The 18,168-nt window shown below is 63.6% G+C and carries 15 protein-coding genes; all 15 read right to left on the minus strand.

Going from position 1 to position 18,168, the window contains the following annotated elements:
- Positions 1 to 36 precede the first annotated feature (36 nt).
- Positions 37 to 636, minus strand: coding sequence for a TetR/AcrR family transcriptional regulator (locus CJU94_RS02960; protein ID WP_091796739.1), 600 nt, complete (start codon positions 634 to 636; stop codon positions 37 to 39).
- A gap of 418 nt (positions 637 to 1,054) precedes the next feature.
- Positions 1,055 to 2,656 carry a tetratricopeptide repeat protein gene (locus CJU94_RS02965; protein ID WP_095417489.1) on the minus strand — a complete coding sequence of 534 codons (1,602 nt, stop codon included), beginning with the start codon at positions 2,654 to 2,656 and terminating at the stop codon, positions 1,055 to 1,057.
- A 293-nt stretch (positions 2,657 to 2,949) separates the two neighbouring features.
- On the minus strand, positions 2,950 to 4,209 hold the full coding sequence (clsB, locus tag CJU94_RS02970; RefSeq protein ID WP_095417490.1) for a cardiolipin synthase ClsB: 1,260 nt from the start codon (positions 4,207 to 4,209) through the stop codon (positions 2,950 to 2,952).
- Complete coding sequence (gene nudB, locus CJU94_RS02975) at positions 4,206 to 4,709, minus strand: dihydroneopterin triphosphate diphosphatase (RefSeq protein ID WP_095420199.1); 504 nt, start codon at positions 4,707 to 4,709, stop codon at positions 4,206 to 4,208. Before nudB ends, clsB begins: the two co-directional genes overlap by 4 nt.
- 168 nt (positions 4,710 to 4,877) lie before the next feature.
- Complete coding sequence (aspS, locus tag CJU94_RS02980; protein WP_095417491.1) at positions 4,878 to 6,677, minus strand: aspartate--tRNA ligase; 1,800 nt, start codon at positions 6,675 to 6,677, stop codon at positions 4,878 to 4,880.
- Positions 6,678 to 6,753: 76 nt separating this feature from the next.
- On the minus strand, positions 6,754 to 7,407 hold the full coding sequence (locus CJU94_RS02985) for a DUF502 domain-containing protein (protein WP_095417492.1): 654 nt from the start codon (positions 7,405 to 7,407) through the stop codon (positions 6,754 to 6,756).
- A 75-nt stretch (positions 7,408 to 7,482) separates the two neighbouring features.
- Positions 7,483 to 7,887: an FmdB family zinc ribbon protein gene (locus CJU94_RS02990; protein ID WP_095417493.1), complete on the minus strand. Its 405-nt coding sequence runs from the start codon at positions 7,885 to 7,887 to the stop codon at positions 7,483 to 7,485.
- A 182-nt stretch (positions 7,888 to 8,069) separates the two neighbouring features.
- On the minus strand, positions 8,070 to 8,693 hold the full coding sequence (locus tag CJU94_RS02995) for a class I SAM-dependent methyltransferase (protein WP_095420200.1): 624 nt from the start codon (positions 8,691 to 8,693) through the stop codon (positions 8,070 to 8,072).
- Positions 8,694 to 8,716: 23 nt separating this feature from the next.
- Entirely contained in the window at positions 8,717 to 10,294 is a 1,578-nt protein-coding gene (ubiB, locus tag CJU94_RS03000) for a ubiquinone biosynthesis regulatory protein kinase UbiB (protein WP_095417494.1), read from the minus strand.
- Between the two features lie 15 nt (positions 10,295 to 10,309).
- Complete coding sequence (locus CJU94_RS03005; protein ID WP_095417495.1) at positions 10,310 to 10,954, minus strand: ubiquinone biosynthesis accessory factor UbiJ; 645 nt, start codon at positions 10,952 to 10,954, stop codon at positions 10,310 to 10,312.
- Positions 10,955 to 11,106: 152 nt separating this feature from the next.
- Positions 11,107 to 12,105, minus strand: coding sequence for a Tim44 domain-containing protein (locus CJU94_RS03010; RefSeq protein WP_095417496.1), 999 nt, complete (start codon positions 12,103 to 12,105; stop codon positions 11,107 to 11,109).
- Between the two features lie 38 nt (positions 12,106 to 12,143).
- Positions 12,144 to 12,875, minus strand: coding sequence for a bifunctional demethylmenaquinone methyltransferase/2-methoxy-6-polyprenyl-1,4-benzoquinol methylase UbiE (ubiE, locus tag CJU94_RS03015; protein WP_091796750.1), 732 nt, complete (start codon positions 12,873 to 12,875; stop codon positions 12,144 to 12,146).
- A 66-nt stretch (positions 12,876 to 12,941) separates the two neighbouring features.
- On the minus strand, positions 12,942 to 13,355 hold the full coding sequence (locus CJU94_RS03020; protein ID WP_095417497.1) for a gamma-butyrobetaine hydroxylase family protein: 414 nt from the start codon (positions 13,353 to 13,355) through the stop codon (positions 12,942 to 12,944).
- 80 nt (positions 13,356 to 13,435) lie between these two features.
- Positions 13,436 to 13,864 (minus strand): HIT family protein, encoded by a 429-nt coding sequence (locus CJU94_RS03025; protein ID WP_095417498.1) that lies wholly within the window; start codon positions 13,862 to 13,864, stop codon positions 13,436 to 13,438.
- Positions 13,865 to 13,898: 34 nt separating this feature from the next.
- Positions 13,899 to 17,993: a DUF3683 domain-containing protein gene (locus CJU94_RS03030; RefSeq protein ID WP_095417499.1), complete on the minus strand. Its 4,095-nt coding sequence runs from the start codon at positions 17,991 to 17,993 to the stop codon at positions 13,899 to 13,901.
- Between the last annotated feature and the right edge of the window lie 175 nt (positions 17,994 to 18,168).

Below are 18,168 nucleotides of genomic sequence, written 5' to 3' on the forward strand. Positions count from 1 at the left end.
TGCGCCGCTGAATCCGCCTGTTTGGCGGCGACGCCGCTAACGGCTTTCGCTCTGATACGAAACAATCAATTTTTCCAGCGCGGCCCACGTGAGACGCACCGCATCCGGTAAATGCAGGAAGCGCGCGTCGTGATGCAGACCGAGCGTGAAGCTGTACAGTTCGAACAGCATCAGTTGCGGATCGGTGTCGGCACGCAGATGCCCTTCTTCCATTGCCTGCGAAATCGCGCGCGTGAGCGCCGCACGCCAGATCGTCACGCTCGACACCAGTTGCTCGCGCACCGGGTTATCCGCGCGGTCGTCGTATTCGACGGCGCCGCTGATGTAGATGCAACCGGTGGTGACTTCCTGAATGCGTTTCTCGATCCAGCGGGAAATCATCGCGCGCAAGCGCGGCAATCCACGAGGCTCGCGCAAACTCGGGAAAAACACCTCGTCTTCGAAACGACGGTGATATTCGCGCACGACTTCGACCTGCAAATCCTCGCGCGACCCGAAATGCGCAAACACACCGCTTTTGCTCATCTGCATACGCTCGGCCAGCAAGCCGATCGTCAGACCTTCCAGTCCGTCGCGGCTTGCCAGATCAAGTGCTGCTTCGAGAATTGCGGCTCGCGTCTGTTCGCCTTTTCGCATAGCTTTTTACCGTTCTAATGTGACCGAAAGAAAATCGAACGGCCGTACTATTATTGAGTGCTGCCGTCCGCGAAACAAGGACTTTATTAGAAACCGGTTTCTAACCTGGTTTCAATTCTGCGGCATCCGTCAATCAGAGGAATGAGATTTTTTAGAGGCGTTTGCCTTGAGACAGGGGTTGCCTGCCAAAGTGCACGCTTCTCTGATTAGCACAGCCGGCCGACATCATGCAGCAAGTTGGCGCGAATCCAGAAGGATTTGGCGTATCACGAGTATTGGAAGAGCACTGCGGCACGGCGGATCCCATGCTGGAACGCCACCGGAACGCTCCGTGAGGTGCAAGCCTGACACGGCCTTGACGCCGTTGCGCTCGCCGCTTCAGGATCGCTTGATAGTGAGCGGGAGGCAGAGGAGCGCGTCAGGACGCGTTGCCGTGCGGTGGGAAAGCTTGCGCAAGGGCAGCGGCGACGCGCGCCAGCAAGTCATCCCAATCGGCGCGGCGCGTTTGCGTGAAAAGGCGCAATCCGGGATACCACGGACTGTCGTCCCGACCATACAACCAGCGCCAGCAACCGGCGAAACGGTTGAGCAGCCAGACCGGTTTGCCCATCGCCGCGGCAAGATGCGCGACCGAGGTATCGACGGAAATCACCAGGTCGAGGTTGTCGATCAAGGCCGCGGTATCCGCGAAGTCGGCGATGTCGTCGGTCCAGTCGATGAGCTGCGCGCGGGCGGCGGCGTTGGGAAGCTTGGCCGGATCGTCGGTCTTTTGCAGACTGACCCAGCGCACGTGAGGCAGCGCCAGCAGCGGTGCGACTTGCGCGGCGGTGAGGCTGCGCAAACGGTCCACGGCGATGCCCGAATGGCCGCCCGCCCACACCAGCCCGACACGCGGCTGGTGTGGGGCCGGCAGCGCTTCGAGCCGCGCGCGCCAGACGGCGGCGAGCCCGGCGTCGGCATGCAGGTAAGGCAGTGCGGCAGGGATCGTCGCTACTTGCGTGGCGAACGCCGCGGGCAGCGACATCAGCGGAATATAGCGGTGCCACGCGGACAGATCGGCGGGGACGGCGTCGAGCAACACGAGGCCCGGCCAGCGTGAACACAACGACTGCTCATAGAGGCGCCGCAAGGCCGGCGGGCACACATAGCCCACCTGAGCACAGTGTGCGAGCGCGAGCGGCAGATACCGCACGAACTGCAGGCTATCGCCGAAACCTTGCTCGTGAAGCACGAGAAGGTTTTGCGCCGATCTGTGCGCTTCCCGCGCGTCTTGGATTAGACGCACGCCCTGGTCCGGCCAGCGCGGCAGCGGCACTTCCACCGGCGCGGGAACGGGCCGGCCGTCCGCCAGCTTGAAACTGACCCAGCGATCCTCGAAATACGGCCACGCCTCGTCGTAGCGGCCGGTCGCGAGTAATGCCATGGCCAGGTTGTTGCGCGCGACGAGGTTGGCGGGCGCCAGCTCGATAGCGCGCCGGTAGTGAAGCTCGGCCTCCTCCATTGCGCCGAGGTCCGCACAGACGCGACCGAGATTGTTGTGCGCCGCCGAGTTGCCCGGCTCGAGTTCGAGCGTGCGCCGATAGCCGAGCGCGGCGTCCTCGATATGGCCGAGATGGTGCAGTGTCAACGCGAGGTTGTAGTGGAACGCTGTGAAGTCGGGCTGGATTGCCAATCCCTGCCGAATACTCCGCACGGCGCCCGCGAAGTCGCCGAGCTTGAGGTGAATCGCGTACAGCGTGTTGTACAGGATCGGCTCCGGCCGAATCCGGATCGCGCGTTCGAGCCAGCGCAGCGCGTCGTGCGAGTTGCCGGACGCCAGCGCGAGCAGGCCTTGCAAGTGGATGGCGCCGACATGCTCCGCGTCCTCGGCGAGGATTTTCCCGGCGAGCCTGCGCACCACGTCATGGTGGCCGGCTTGATAGGCCTGCACGGCCTCGTCATGCAGACTTGAATGGTCGACAACCTGCGAGGAAGGGAAAGTGGACATGGTTGGCGAATGCGGATCCGAATGCGTATCCATTGCGCGGCCGATCCGCTTGCCGTGAGCGCGCAGTCGAAACGGCCGCGAGGCTTGATAAGGGAAGGCGCTTGAGTGGCGCCTGCAATTCGCCGGACCACTCGATGCTGGACCACTTGATCTATGGCGAGCGCAGATTATGTTCGCCAGGGCGGCGGCCCGTCTCTAGGACCGTTCCGAAACGTGGCGTGGCGTGCGATGCGTCGGCGAGGCGCAGGACGCACGACGCTCAAGCATTGCACCTGACGCTGGCGCGCGCGTGGCGGGCGCCAGCCGGTCAGCGCGTTACCGCGAAGTCAATCGTAGCCCCCGACCGTCAGCAGCTTCATCACAGCCCGGTAGGTCGTATAAGCGAGCCAGTTGAGCACGCGCTCACCGGCCGGCCGCGCGTGGTAGCGCGCCTCGTCGATGCGGCGCGAGTCCTTGAAGGCGACGAGGATCGCTTCGCGCAGCGCGTCGATCGACGGATCGTTCACCAGGACCACGTTGGCTTCGTTGTTGAGCATCAGGCTCAGTGCGTCGAGGTTCGACGAGCCGACCGTCCCCCAGTTCGAATCCACTACCGCGACCTTGCCGTGCAGCAGCGTTTTCTCGTACTCCGCGATCTGCACACCGGCCTTGAGCAACGAGCGATACAGAAACGGCACCGCATAATCGAGCGCCTTGAATTCCTTGCGCCCGATAATCAGCTTGACCACTACGCCGCGGTGCGCGGCGAACACCAGCGCCCGCCGCAGCTTGCGCCCCGGCATGAAGTACGGATTGGCGAGCAGCACTTCATTGCGCGCCTGGCCGATCGCGGCCAGATAGGCTTTCTCGATGGCACGCCGGTTGATCAGATTGTCTCGCGCGACGAACGCCACGCAGGGCTGACCGCCCGCCCACAACTCCTCGTTGCGACGACGGCGGCGCCGGCGCAGGCTGCCGAGCGAAGCGGTGGTCTTCGGCCCGAGATCCGGCGCTATGGATTCGAGCGGCCGATGCCCGAGACGAATCCGGCGCCACTGCACCTCGAACGCCTGGCGGATATCGCCGACCACCGGCCCATGCAATTCGACCGCGAAGTCCCAGCGCCGGTACGGCAGCTTCTCGCCGTTGTTCTCGTAATCGTCGACGATGTTGATCCCGCCGCAGAACGCAAACTGATCGTCGATCACCGCCAGTTTGCGGTGCGTGCGCGAAAAGCCGAAGCGGCCGAACAGATGCGGGTTGTAGATGCGATGATCGACGCCGGCGGCGGACCATTCGTTGAACATCGGCAAACGCGCGGTGCCGATGCCGTCGGTGATCACCCGCACCTTGACGCCGCGTGCGGCGGCGCGCAGCAGCGCCGCGCTGACCGCCTGCCCGGCGTTGTCATAGCAGAAGATATACGTTTCGAGCACCACGTCGCTCTGCGCGGCATCGACGCGCGCGATCAGCGCACTGAAGAACTCGTCGCCGGAACGCAGCAGCTTGACGTCGTTGCCGCTCGTGAACCGGTAGCGTTGCCAATAGCGACGGCCAAGCAGCGATTGTCGCAGTCGGGCGAAACGGCGCGCGCCGCCGACGCTCACCGGCCACGCTCCGCGGAACGCCCAACGGCAGCGCGCCCGGCAAGCCGCTTAGGCAACTGCAGGATCGCATCGGCATTCGACGAGGAAAAGCAGCGCGACGCCGCCTCTTCATACGGCAGCCACAGAAACGCGGTGTGCTCGCGCGGCGCCAGCGTGACCTCGAGTTGCTCGGGCACCTGCAGGCTGAACCAGTGTTCGGTGTTGTGGATCACGCCTTCGGCGTAGCGATGCCGGAACTCCGGGTAGATCTCGTATTCGATCGAATATTGCCAGTCGAACAACGCGCTTTGCGGCACCAGCGCACTGCCCACCACGATGCCGGTCTCTTCGGCGACTTCGCGCGCCGCTGTCTCCTTGAGCGGTTCATCGAGCTGATCTTTCGAGCCCGTGACCGACTGCCAGAAACCGGCGTGATCGGCGCGCTCGATCAGCAGAACGTCGAGCGCGGGCGTATGAATGATGACGAGTACGGATTGTGGAATCTTCGGCGGTTTCGGCATGGCGTGAAAACGAGGCGCAACGCTTGCGCGGTACATGTCGGCGAGTGTTCGACGAGCGGTCGAACGCAGTTGCATCGACTGTAACGCAAAAAACGAAAAAGGCGCATGAGCGCCTTTTCCGGTTGCGGCCGCTGTCGTTTTCAGACAGCGTTGACTGGCTTCACGCCATTACGCCTTCGGCTCCGGCTGACGCAGACGGATGTGCAACTCGCGCAGCTGGCGCTCGTCCACTTCGCTCGGCGCCTGCGTGAGCAGACACTGCGCGCGTTGCGTCTTCGGGAACGCGATCACGTCGCGGATCGAATCGGCGCCGGCCATCATCGTGACGATGCGGTCCAGACCGAATGCGATACCACCGTGCGGCGGCGCGCCGTATTGCAGCGCGTCGAGCAGGAAGCCGAACTTGGCTTGCGCTTCTTCCGCGTTGATCTTCAGCGCGCGGAACACCTTGCTCTGCACTTCTTCACGGTGGATACGCACCGAACCGCCGCCGATTTCCCAGCCGTTCAGCACCATGTCGTAGGCCTTGGCGAGGCAGCGCGCCGGATCCGTTTCCAGATACTCGAGGTGCTCGTCTTTCGGGCTCGTGAACGGGTGATGCGCGGCGACGTAGCGGTTGTCTTCCTCGTCGTATTCGAACATCGGGAAGTCGATCACCCACAGCGGCTTCCAGCCGCTTTCGACCAGACCATTGGCCTTGCCGAATTCCGAATGGCCGATCTTCAGACGCAATGCGCCGAGGCTGTCGTTCACCACCTTCGCGCGATCCGCCGCGAAGAAAATGATGTCGCCGTCTTGCGCGCCGGTGCGCTCGATGATCGCCTTGACCGCTTCGTCGTGCAGGTTCTTGACGATCGGGCTTTGCAGACCGTCACGGCCCTTCGCGACTTCGTTGACCTTGATCCACGCGAGGCCCTTCGCGCCGTAGATGCGCACGAATTCCGTGTAGCTGTCGATATCGCCACGCGAGAGCTCGCCGCCCTTCGGTACGCGAATGGCCGCGACGCGGCCGTCTTTCGTGTTGGCCGGCGTGCTGAACACCTTGAAGTCGACGTCGCGGACCGCATCCGTGAGGTCCGTGAATTCGAGCTTCACGCGCAGGTCCGGCTTGTCCGAACCGAAGCGGCGCATGGCTTCCGAATACAGCATGACCGGGAATTTTTCGTCCAGCGTGACACCGATCGTTTCCTTGAACACGTGGCGGATCATCGCTTCGAACAGATCGCGGATTTCCTGTTCCGACAGGAACGAGGTTTCACAGTCGATCTGCGTGAATTCCGGCTGACGGTCGGCGCGCAGGTCTTCGTCGCGGAAGCACTTGACGATCTGGTAGTAGCGGTCGAAGTTCGCCACCATCAGCAGCTGCTTGAACAGCTGCGGCGATTGCGGCAGCGCGAAGAACTGGCCCGGGTTGGTACGCGACGGCACCAGGTAGTCCCGCGCGCCTTCCGGCGTGCTCTTGGTGAGCATCGGCGTTTCGATGTCGATGAAGCCTTGCGCGTCCAGATACTTGCGCACTTCGATCGCGACGCGGTAACGCAGACGCAGGTTGTGCTGCATCTGCGGACGGCGCAGGTCCAGCACGCGATGCGTGAGGCGCGTGGTTTCCGACAGGTTGTCGTCGTCGAGCTGGAACGGCGGCGTGATCGACGGGTTCAGCACGATCAGCTCGTGGCACAGCACTTCGATCTTGCCGCTTTTCAGCGCGGCGTTCGTGGTGCCTTCCGGACGCGCACGAACCACGCCCTTGATCTGCAGGCAGAACTCGTTGCGCACGCCTTCGGCAGCCTTGAACATCTCGGCGCGGTCCGGGTCGCAGACGACCTGAACGAGGCCTTCGCGGTCGCGCAGGTCGATGAAGATGACGCCGCCATGGTCGCGGCGGCGGCTCACCCAGCCGCACAGCGAGACGGGTTGGCCCAGCAGTTCTTCGGTCACCAGACCGCAGTATTCAGATCTCATCGACATGATGTTTGTCTTTCGTTTTGCATTGGTTGAACGGCGCGCTGCAGTGAAACACCGCGTGATACGTGGCGCGCCGGCATTACAGCGGAGGCTCGACTGTCGTGCGGCGCATCGGCGCCGGCGGCGCGGACGGCGCCACGACGCCCATCGAGACGATGTACTTGAGCGCAGCGTCGACCGTCATGTCGAGCTCGATCACTTCGCTCTTGGGCACCATCAGGAAGAAGCCGGAGGTTGGATTCGGCGTAGTCGGCACATACACGCTGACGTGATCTTCTTTCAGGTGGTTGAGCACGTCGCCGCCCGGAATACCGGTCAGAAACGCGATCGTATAGGAACCGCGGCGCGGGTATTCGATCAGCAGCGCCTTGCGAAACGCGTTGCCGCTGCTCGACAGCAGGGTGTCGGACACCTGCTTGACGCTGGTGTAGATCGGGCCGACCACCGGAATGTGGGCGACCACGACTTCCCACCATTTCACGAGCTTCTGCCCGATGAAGTTCTGCGTCAACAGCCCAACGACAAAGATGAACGCCAGCGTAAGCACTGCACCGAGGCCGGGCAGGCGAAAGCCGAACAGGCGCTCCGGCTGCCACGCGCGCGGCAGCAGCAGCAGGGTTTGGTCCATCGTGCCGATGATCAGGCCGAGCACCCACAGTGTGATGGCCAGAGGCACCAGCACCAGCAGGCCAGTCAGGAACACCGATTTGAGCGTCGTTTTTTTCGTCGTCATGTGTACCGCCAGAAAGCCGCGCGGGCCGAGGCCCAACGCGCGGCGTGTGCGCCGCCCCACAGGGCGGCAGTCCCACTAGGCGCCGCCGGAACCGCTCGAACTCGCCGAAGCGGCCGGTGCGGCAGCAGGCGCGGACGGCGTTGCGGCCGCGCTCGATGAACCGGCTGCAGCCGTGCTGCTGGCCCCAGCCGTGTCGGATTGCGTTGCTGCGCCATTATTGGCGCCCGCATTCTCGCCCGAGGCGCCATTCGAGGCGCCGTTGGCGTCGGGCTTGGCAGGCGCGCTCGTGCCGCCATTGCCGCCGCGAAAATCTGTCACGTACCAGCCGGAGCCCTTCAACTGAAAGCCGGCAGCGGTGACCTGCTTGCGAAAAGTGTCTTTCCCGCACTCGGGACACTGCGTCAACTGGGGGTCGCTCATCTTCTGAAGCACATCCTTCCCGAAGCCGCATGATTCGCAACGATAAGCGTAGATCGGCATGATCCTTTTCCCTACTGAAATCTTGTAAACGCTTGCAAAGCCTTGAATTATAGCCGCAAACAATGTCCCCTCCCCGGATTTCGGGGACGAGCGCCCGACGCAACCACCGCTCGACTAAATGGGGGCAGCCGCGGTCGAATCAAGTCCGCGCCGCGCCGCTCAAGGGTGCCGCAGCCGCACCGTCAGGCGCGGCGACGCCAGGTTAGCCAGCGCTCACGTCCCGCGAAGACGGTGATCGAATCGTGCACGGCTTCGTCTTCGATCAACTCGAAGTACGGTGCGAGCAGCGCATCGAGTTCCGCGCGCTCGATGCCGAACGGCGGCCCTTTCGGCGTCGCCCCGAGGAAAAAGAAGCCGGCGAGCAACGCGCCGCCGGGCAACAGATCCGCCATGCGCCGTGCGTACTCCGTGCGGCGTGCCAGCGGCAGCGCGCAGAGAAACGCGCGCTCGTAAATCCACGCGGGTGTGAAAGGCGGCTCGTACGTGAAGAAGTCCGCCTGTTCCACCAGTTGCGCGTGCTGTGCGCCCAACTGCTCATGCGCCGCCGCGACGGCGGCCGGCGAAAAGTCGATGGCGCGGACCGGGTTGCCCTGCCCGGCTAGCCAGAGCGCTTCGTACGCGCTGCCGCAACCTGGAATCAGCACGGCGGCGCCGCTGTGGCGAGCGGCGAACGACTGAAACGCGGACGGCACGCCCGCCTGATCCCACGGCATGAAACGGCGCTCGAATCGCTCGTCCCAGAACGCGGGCGAGTTCGGATCGCGCGTTTCGAAGTCAGGTGCGGAAGGTTGGGTCGGGTCGCTCATCGCATGCCTCGCAGGAATCGTCATTAACCGCCGTAAGCGAGCGCCAGAAACACTCGCGCCAGCGCCGCGCCGACACCGACCGCCACGCCGAACAGCAGCAAGCCTTGCAACAACCGGTTGGTGCGTTTCTGCTCGAGCAGAATCTGGCGAATCATTTCGTCGTTCGTGCCGCGCGCGTGATCGTGACGCTCGGCCAGCACGTGATGAATCAGACGCGGCAGCTGCGGCAGCGTCTTGCTCCACTGCGGCGCCTCGATCTTCAGGCGCTCGTACCAGCCGCGCAGGCCGATCTGTTCGTTCATCCAGCGCTCGAGGTACGGCTTGGCGGTCTTCCACAGATCCAGTTCCGGATCGAGCGAGCGGCCGAGACCTTCCACATTCAACATGGTTTTTTGCAGCAGCACCAGTTGCGGCTGGATCTCCACGTTGAAGCGGCGCGAGGTGGAGAACAGGCGCATCAGGACCTGGCCCAGCGAAATATCTTTCAGCGCGCGGTCGAAGTACGGTTCGCACACCGCGCGGATCGCGCTCTCGAGTTCCTCGACGCGGGTAGTGGGCGGCACCCAGCCCGACTCCAGATGCAGCGTGGCGACACGATGGTAGTCACGCTTGAAGAACGCGAGGAAGTTCTGCGCGAGGTAGTTCTTGTCGAAGTCCGACAGCGCGCCGATGATGCCGAAGTCGAGCGCGATATAACGGCCAAAGTGCTTCGGATCGAGACTCACCTGAATGTTGCCCGGGTGCATGTCGGCATGGAAAAAGCCGTCGCGGAACACCTGAGTGAAGAAAATTTCGACGCCTTCGCGCGCCAGCTTCGGAATATCCACGCCCGCCGCGCGCAGCGTTTCCACCTGGCTGATCGGCACACCGACCATGCGCTCCATGACCAGCACCGTGGGCGTGCAGAACTCCCAATACATCTCCGGCACCAGCAGCAGATCGAGCCCGGCGAAGTTGCGCCGCAACTGGCTGCCGTTGGCCGCCTCGCGCATCAGGTCCAGTTCGTCATGCAGGTATTTGTCGAATTCGGCCACCACCTCGCGCGGCTTCAGCCGCTTGCCGTCCGCCCACAAGCGCTCGGCCCAGACGGCGATGTCGCGCAGCAAGGCGAGGTCGGAATCGATCACCGGCAGCATGTTCGGGCGCAGCACCTTCACGGCGACGGCCTTGCCGGCATGTTGCCCCGCCTTCACCGTGGCGAAGTGCACCTGCGCGATCGAGGCGCTCGCCACCGGCACCCGCTCGAAATCGTCGAACAGCACGTCGACCGGCGCGCCGAGCGACTTCTCCACCAGCCCGATCGCCACCGCCGAATCGAACGGCGGCACCTGATCCTGCAGCTTGGCCAGTTCATTGGCGATATCCACCGGCAAAAGGTCGCGCCGGGTGGACAACACCTGCCCGAACTTCACGAAGATCGGCCCGAGGCTTTCCAGCGCGAGCCGCAGACGCACGCCCGGCGGGGCGTCGAACTTGCGGCCGATGGTGGTGATGCGCAGCAGCAGACGCACGCGCCGGTCGTTGACCCGGCTGAGCATCATCTCATCGAGACCGAAGCGGATGACCGTGAAAAAAATCTTGAGGAAACGCAGAAAACGCATAGTTGTGCCCAGTGACTAGCGCGTGCCGCGCGACGTGGCGGCGCCGCCCGGCGCATGGGCGCCGCGGGCTTCGACCTTCTGTTCAAGACGCTCGATGCGTTTTTCCACGCGCGCGAGTGCGTCGCGCGCGCGGGCCAGCTCGACGTTGAAGTCCGCGAGCGCGGCGCGGCGCACCAGTTGTGGATTCTCGTCAAGCAGATATTCGGCGGCGGTGTCGAGCAGGTTGCGCCCGGTGCGCTGCACATGTTCGCCGACCGTCCGCACGACCGACGCCACCCGCCACGCCGGGCCGTCGCCGATGAATTTCGCCAGATCCTCTTCGGGCTCCCAACGCAGATGTTCGGCGAGCCTCGCGATGACGGTGGCGAATTCGGCGTCGCCTTCGATCTTCACATGCTTCATCACCGCCGCCTGGCCGCCTTGCACGAAGGCGGGCAACGCGTCGGACGGCACCGAGATGGTCACGTCGAACTGTTGAGCCTCGGTTGCGGCGACCGCGCTCAGATAGCCGTCCGGTTGCACCAGCAACATCAGCACGACCGGCGGACAGGACAGCTTCGCGGTCTTGCCCGCGTAGGGGGCGAGGCGCTCACGAGCCCACGTTTCGCGGGCGAGCAGATGATTGACAGCAGCAGCGAATGGCTTGGCGGCGAGGGTCATTGAAAGTGGCAAGAAAAAACCCGCGCGGGCAAGGTGCCCGCGCGGGTTCCTATTGTAACGTCCGTTCGCTTTGCTGCTCGCTATGCCGAACGGCCAACGCGAGGAGCCCAGTCAGGACGTACGGTCCAGTCGCGGCCCCACCGCGTGGTGTGTCAGTGCTGCGTCACCTGCTGGATGCCGGCCAGCAGCCAGCCTTCACCAGCACGGTTCGCCTTGGACAGGTTCCAGACTTCGACGAACGGCTCCGCGGCCGCGCCCGGTGCTTCGCGGATCAGGCCCGAGAAGCGCACGCTGGCGAAGTATTCGTTCGCGCGCTCCTCCACGCCCAGCAACTCGGCGTTCAGTTGCACCACGTCGGTCTGATTCGTCTGCGCACCACGCGAAGACAGATCGACCTTCACCTCGGCGAACATTTCCGGCGTGGTGAATTCGCGGATGTCTTCCGTGTTGCCGACGTCCCATGCGGCTTGCAGTCGCACGAAATAGACCTTGGCGTTGCGCAGGAACGCTTCCGAATCGAAGCCCGCCGGCACCGCGGGCGCGGCGTTGATGGCCGGCGTGCTGAGCGGATTGCCTTGCGGTTCGAGGTACGAGCCGGTAGGCGGCGCGTCATAACGCGGTTCCTGCGGTGAATAGCCCGTGCCGCTCGAATTGAACGACGGCGAGCCGCCCGCGTACGCCGGCTGCGCCGTGTCGCGCTTGCGGCCCATGAAGCGGCGGATCAGCCAGATGCCGATCATCGCGATGATCGCAATCACGATGATATTGGCCATGGCGCCGGCGAATGCGCCGCCCAGACCGAAGTGCGACAACAAGGCGGCGATGCCGAGACCGGCCGCCAGCCCGGCGATGGGCCCCAGCCAGCGCGAACGGTTAGGCTGCGCGGCCGGCGTCGGCGCGGGCGCCGGTGCGGGCTGCGCGCGCTGCTGCTGCATGGCCTGATTGCTTTGGGAAGGTTGCGACGGAGCGGATTGCTGCGTCACGCTATTCGACTGACGGCCCATACTGCGGCCACCGCCCATGCGGCGAGCTTCCGCATCGAGCGAAGCGAGGGAGCCGGCCATGATCAGGCCGACCATCGCGATCAGTCCGATTCTTCTCACCAGCGACCGCTTAACCTTACGGGGAGATAACACACCTGAATCGGACATTTTCGTACTTTCCTTTAAAAATCGATGGGTTAGGGACCCTAGTATTTGGTCCCCACATGTAAAGCTACCACGCCAGCTGACAAATTGTAATATTTGACGCCGTCCAGGCCCGCTTGTTCCATCATTGTTTTTAAAGTTTCCTGGTCCGGATGCATCCGGATCGATTCCGCGAGGTATTGATAGCTCTCGGCATCTTTCGCAAAGCGTTGCCCCAACCACGGCAACACCTTAAAAGAATAGACGTCGTAGACCTTCTTGAGCGGATCCCACACCTTCGAGAATTCCAGCACCAGCAGACGCCCGGCCGGCTTGAGCACGCGCCGCATTTCCGCCAGCGCGACGTCCTTGTGCGTCATGTTGCGCAGGCCGAAGGCCACCGTTACCACGTCGAAGTAGTTGTCCGGAAAGGGAATTTTCTCGGCGTCGCAGAGCAGCGCCGGGGTGATCACGCCCTTGTCCAGCAGGCGGTCGCGGCCCACGCGCAGCATCGATTCATTGATGTCGGTATGCCAGACTTCGCCGGTCTCGCCCGCCTGCTTCGCGAACGCCTTCGACAGGTCGCCGGTGCCGCCCGCGATGTCGAGCACTTTGTAGCCCGGCCGCACGTTGGCCTGGGCGATCGTGAACATCTTCCACGCCCGGTGCAACCCGCCCGACATCAGGTCGTTCATCAAGTCGTAGTTGGCGGCAACCGAGTGGAACACGCCCGCCACCTTCTGCGCCTTGTCCTGTTCGTCGACCGATTGAAAGCCGAAGTGGGTTTTGCTCATCGCGCTCGTCCTTTCGCGTATTCTGAAATGTTGCGCCGCATCAGTGCGGCGTTGGGGCGAATCGTATCAGTGACAGTGCCCATGCGCAGCGCCGGCCTGGATCATCGGCGTATCGCGATCGACGCCGGCCGCCTGAAGTTTGGCGAGATACGCGCCCCAGAGTTCATCCTGGCGCACCGCCATGTCGTACAGCAGGTCCCAGGAATAGATGCCGGTGGCGTGTCCGTCGGAGAAAGTGGGCTGCAACGCATAGTTGCCGACACCTTCGATCATCGTGATCGTCACTTCGCGCTTGCCGGTCTGCAGCGTTTCCTGGCCGGGCCCGTGGCCCTGCACTTCCGCCGACGGCGAATACACGCGCAGCAGTTCGAACGGCAGGCGATACGATTCGCCATTTGCGTACTGCAATTCGAGTACGCGCGACTTGGAATGCACGACCACGCCGGTCGGAACCGGGGTGTCGGGAGTCAATCCGCTCATGTTGACCTCATAAAGAACGCCGCGTCGAGTTGTCCTGCCCCCTCGGGAGCCTCGCGCGACGCGGCAGGTTCAGGGGGCGCTCAACCGAGAGCCTGTTCGATTTCCTGCCGCACGGCTTCGCGCAGCAAGGTGGCTTGCGCACGGCGCGACGACAGCATGGCTTCGGACACCGTGCGCTGGCGCGGCGCCCAGATGGGCAGCGGAAAATGAGCGTCGTTCGAAAAACGCGGGATCACGTGCCAGTGCACGTGCGGCACCTGGTTGCCGAGGCTCGCCAGGTTCACCTTCGCGGGCTGAAGGATGCGCCGGATCGCGCGCTCGACCGCATAAACGGCCCTCATCACGCGATCACGGTCATTTCCGTCGAGGTCGGAGAACTCGGCCACGTGCTCGTTCCAGATCACCCGGCAAAAGCCCGGGTAATCGTGTTCGTCGGCGAGGACGACACGCAAGGTGTCGTCGTGCCACAGCACATCGCCGCCATCTTCACGGCAAAAAACGCAATCCATCGTCGTCCTCAGGCAAAAATCGTCAGTCGTGCCATTAAACCAGCACGCGCTCGATTCCGCCATTGTTCGCCCGTTGCACGTAATCGACCATCCAGTCTTCACCGAGCACGTGGCGTGCCATCTCGACGACGATGTAATCCGCCTCGATGCCCGCATCTTCGTTGTACCGCGACAGGCCTTGCAGGCAGGATGGGCAGCTCGTGAGGATCTTCACGTCCGTCGCGCCTTTCGGCTGGGGGCCGTCGCCGGCCTTGAGCACGGAGCCGTCCGGCGCACCCGCCGAGCCGGCCGACGCATTGGCCGGATTGATCCCGTTCGCGCCGGCTTCGGCCACCAAAGGAATGCCGCGCAGCTTCGCCGCGCCCTTGCGGATCTCCTCTTCCTTGCGGAAGCGCACCTGGGTGGAAATATCCGGACGCGTGACCGCGAGCGTGCCGGATTCGCCGCAGCAGCGGTCGTTCTTCTCGATCTGGTAGCCGTCCTTCTCCGAGCCCATCAACTGATTGACCAGCTTGACCGGGTCCATCGTCTTGATCGGCGTATGGCAGGGGTCGTGGTACATGTAGCGCACGCCGTTCACGCCGTCGAGCTTCATGCCTTTCTCCAGCAGAAACTCGTGGATGTCGATGATCCGGCAACCCGGGAAGATCTTCTCGAATTCGTAGCCGGCGAGCTGGTCGTAGCACGTGCCGCACGACACCACCACCGTCTTGATGTCGAGGTAGTTCAGCGTATTGGCGACGCGGTGGAACAGCACGCGGTTATCGGTGACGATCTGCTCGGCCTTGTCGAACTGGCCCGACCCGCGTTGCGGATAACCGCAGCACAGATAACCCGGCGGCAACACGGTTTGAACGCCCGCTTCCCACAACATGGCCTGAGTGGCGAGACCGACTTGCGAAAACAGCCGCTCGGAGCCGCAGCCCGGGAAGTAGAACACCGCTTCCGTGTCGGCGGTGGTCGTCTTCGGATTGCGGATGATCGGGACGATCTTGTTGTCCTCGATATCGAGCAACGCGCGCGCGGTCTTCTTCGGCAGGTTGCCCGGCATCTTCTTGTTCATGAAGTGGATCACCTGCTGCGTGACCGGAGGCTTGCCGACCGTTGCCGGCGGGTGTGCCGTCTGCTTCTTCGTGAACCGCTTCAGCACTTCGTTGCCGAGGCGCTGCGCCTTGTAGCCGACGCCCATCATCGCGGTGCGCGCGAGGTTGATGGTCTGCGGGTTGGTCGCGTTGAGGAAGAACATGCCGGCCGCGTTACCCGCGTTGAACTTCTTCTTGCCCATCTTGCGCAACAGGTTGCGCATGTTCATGGTGACGTCGCCGAAGTCGATCTTCACCGGGCACGGCGTCACGCATTTGTGACAGACGGTGCAGTGATCCGCGACGTCGTTGAACTCGTCCCAGTGCTTGATCGACACGCCGCGGCGGGTCTGCTCCTCGTACAGGAACGCCTCCACCAGCAGCGAGGTGGCGAGAATCTTGTTGCGCGGGCTGTACAGCAGGTTTGCGCGCGGCACGTGGGTCGCGCACACCGGCTTGCACTTGCCGCAACGCAAACAGTCCTTGATCGACTCGGAAATCGCGCCGATGTCAGACTGCTGCATGATCAGCGATTCATAGCCCATCAGGCCGAACGACGGCGTGTAGGCGTTACGCAGGTCAGCGCCTTCGAGCAGCTTGCCCGCATTGAAGCGGCCATGCGGATCTACGCGCTGCTTGTACTGGCGGAACTCGCTGATCTCGTCTTCCGTCAGGAATTCGAGCTTGGTGATGCCGATGCCGTGCTCGCCGGAAATCACGCCGTCGAGCGAACGCGCCAGCTTCATGATGCGCGCGACTGCCGTGTGGGCGTCCTGCAGCATCTCGTAGTTGTCGGAGTTGACCGGCAGGTTCGTGTGAACGTTGCCGTCGCCCGCGTGCATGTGCAACGCGACGAACACGCGGCCGCGCAGCACCTGCTTGTGGATCGCCTGAGCTTCCTCGAGGATCGGCTTGAACTCGCCGCCGTTGAAGATCTGCCGCAACTCGGCGCGAATTTCCTGCTTCCACGACACGCGGATCGTGCGGTCCTGCGTGACATGGAACACGGTGGCATCGGGCTGCGCGTCCGCGCGGTCGGCGAACTTCTCCGCCAGCGCTTCGTAACCGAGACCGACCAGATAGTGCTGCGCTTCACGAAGCGACAGATCGAGCTTGTCGCGCAGGAACTCCCAACGCGTGCGCACGCGCTTGAGCAGATCGAGCGCCTGCTGCACGCGGTCTTCGAGCAGTTCGGCGCTCGGGATTTCGTTGGCGTCGTCGCTCTTGCCGAGCGGCAGCTTGCCGGCCTGGAAGAACGCTTCGAGCGCGTCGACCAGTTGCAGCTTGTTCTTGATCGACAGCTCGATGTTGATGCGTTCGATGCCGTCCGTGTACTCGCCCATGCGGTCGAGCGGAATCACCACGTCTTCGTTGATCTTGAACGCGTTGGTGTGCTTGGCGATTGCCGCCGTGCGGCTGCGGTCGAGCCAGAAACGCTTGCGCGCCTCGGCATTGACCGCGACGAAGCCTTCGCCGCTCTTGCCGTTGGCCATGCGCACGACTTCCGAGGTGGCTTGCGCGACCGCGTCCGCATCGTCGCCGACGATGTCGCCGATCAGCACCATCTTCGGAAACGCGTTGCGCTTGCTCTTGGTCGCGTAGCCGACCGCGCGCAGATAGCGTTCGTCCAGATGCTCGAGGCCCGCGAGAATCGCGCCGCCCTGCTTCGACGTCTCGAACAGATAATCCTTGATTTCGACGATGCTCGGAATCGCATCGCGCGCCTGACCGAAGAATTCGAGGCAGACGGTGCGCGTATGCGCGGGCATCTTGTGCAGCACCCAGCGCGCGGACGTGATCAGCCCGTCGCAGCCTTCTTTCTGCACGCCCGGCAGACCGGCGAGGAATTTATCCGTGACGTCCTTACCGAGACCTTCCTTGCGGAACACGCGGCCCTTGATGTCGAGTGCTTCCGTGCGCAGCAGCTTTTCGCCCGGCGCGTAGTTGCCGTCGAACCACCTGAGCTCGAAACGCGCGACTTCGATGTCGTGAATCTTGCCCATGTTATGGTCGAGGCGCGTGACTTCGAGCCAGTTCCCTTCCGGGTCGACCATGCGCCACCAGGCGAGGTTGTCGAGCGCCGTGCCCCACAGCACCGCCTTTTTGCCGCCCGCGTTCATCGCGACGTTGCCGCCCACGCAGGATGCATCCAGCGAGGTCGGATCGACGGCGAACACGAAGCCGGCCTGCTCGGCCGCCTCGGTCACACGGCGCGTCACCACGCCCGCGCCGGAGAAAATCGTCGCGACTTTACGATCGACGCCCGGCAATTCGGTCATTTCGACCGCGCCCAGCTGTTCGAGCTTTTCGGTATTGATGACGGCGGAGAACGGCGTGAGCGGCACCGCGCCGCCGGTATAGCCCGTGCCGCCTCCGCGCGGAATCACGGTCAGGCCGAGCTCGAAACACGCCTTGATCATGCCGGCGATCTCGGCTTCCGTATCCGGCGTCAGCACGACGAACGGGTATTCGACCCGCCAGTCGGTCGCGTCGGTGACGTGCGAGACACGGGACAGGCCGTCGAACTTGATATTGTCCTTTTCCGTGACCTTGCCCAACACCTTGGTCGCACGCTTGCGCAGATCGTAGGTCTTCTGGAATTCGCTCGCGAATTCGTCGACGGCGCGCCGCGCCGCCTGGACCAGCGTTTCGACGCGCGCGGCACGGTCCACGCCCGCTTCATCGCCGTGTTCGGTCAGATCGGCGCGGCGGCGCTTCTCGATCTCGCTCAAACGGTGGTGCAATGCTTCGATCAGCATTGCCCGGCGCTTCGGGTTGTCGAGCAGATCGTCCTGCAGATACGGATTGCGGCGCACCACCCAGATGTCGCCGAGCACCTCGTACAGCATGCGCGCCGAACGGCCGGTGCGGCGTTCCGCGCGCAGTTCGGCAAGCGCGGCCCAGGCGGCGTCGCCTAGCAGGCGGATAACGATTTCACGGTCGGAGAACGACGTGTAGTTATAGGGAATTTCGCGCAGACGCGCTTCGGGATCGGCGGCCACCGCAGCGGCGGCCCCGTGCGGATCGAAAACTTGAGGTGCGTTCATGTTGGACGACTCGGTGGGTCAACCCGGCGCGCTCATCGGTGAGGCGCCGGCTGACGGTGCGCGTGGCGCGCAATGCTGGAAATCTTCTAGAGGAGCGAAGCACGACCGACGGCCAACCCACATCGGTCGCTTCGCGGCGCTCAGATACAGCTACACGATCGTGCGTGGCGGACGT

Source organism: Paraburkholderia aromaticivorans, from assembly GCF_002278075.1.
Lineage (GTDB): Bacteria > Pseudomonadota > Gammaproteobacteria > Burkholderiales > Burkholderiaceae > Paraburkholderia > Paraburkholderia aromaticivorans.

Bases quoted from the DNA above. Each gene is read 5' to 3' on its own strand.
- CJU94_RS03020 (WP_095417497.1), bottom strand. From the start codon at position 13,355: ATGAGCGGATTGACTCCCGACACCCCGGTTCCGACCGGCGTGGTCGTG.
- ubiE (WP_091796750.1), bottom strand. From the start codon at position 12,875: ATGAGCAAAACCCACTTCGGCTTTCAATCGGTCGACGAACAGGACAAG.
- CJU94_RS02990 (WP_095417493.1), bottom strand. From the start codon at position 7,887: ATGCCGATCTACGCTTATCGTTGCGAATCATGCGGCTTCGGGAAGGAT.
- CJU94_RS02995 (WP_095420200.1), bottom strand. From the start codon at position 8,693: ATGAGCGACCCGACCCAACCTTCCGCACCTGACTTCGAAACGCGCGAT.
- nudB (WP_095420199.1), bottom strand. From the start codon at position 4,709: ATGCCGAAACCGCCGAAGATTCCACAATCCGTACTCGTCATCATTCAT.
- CJU94_RS03030 (WP_095417499.1), bottom strand. From the start codon at position 17,993: ATGAACGCACCTCAAGTTTTCGATCCGCACGGGGCCGCCGCTGCGGTG.
- ubiB (WP_095417494.1), bottom strand. From the start codon at position 10,294: ATGCGTTTTCTGCGTTTCCTCAAGATTTTTTTCACGGTCATCCGCTTC.
- CJU94_RS03005 (WP_095417495.1), bottom strand. From the start codon at position 10,954: ATGACCCTCGCCGCCAAGCCATTCGCTGCTGCTGTCAATCATCTGCTC.
- CJU94_RS02985 (WP_095417492.1), bottom strand. From the start codon at position 7,407: ATGACGACGAAAAAAACGACGCTCAAATCGGTGTTCCTGACTGGCCTG.
- CJU94_RS03025 (WP_095417498.1), bottom strand. From the start codon at position 13,864: ATGGATTGCGTTTTTTGCCGTGAAGATGGCGGCGATGTGCTGTGGCAC.
- CJU94_RS03010 (WP_095417496.1), bottom strand. From the start codon at position 12,105: ATGTCCGATTCAGGTGTGTTATCTCCCCGTAAGGTTAAGCGGTCGCTG.
- CJU94_RS02960 (WP_091796739.1), bottom strand. From the start codon at position 636: ATGCGAAAAGGCGAACAGACGCGAGCCGCAATTCTCGAAGCAGCACTT.
- aspS (WP_095417491.1), bottom strand. From the start codon at position 6,677: ATGTCGATGAGATCTGAATACTGCGGTCTGGTGACCGAAGAACTGCTG.
- CJU94_RS02965 (WP_095417489.1), bottom strand. From the start codon at position 2,656: ATGGATACGCATTCGGATCCGCATTCGCCAACCATGTCCACTTTCCCT.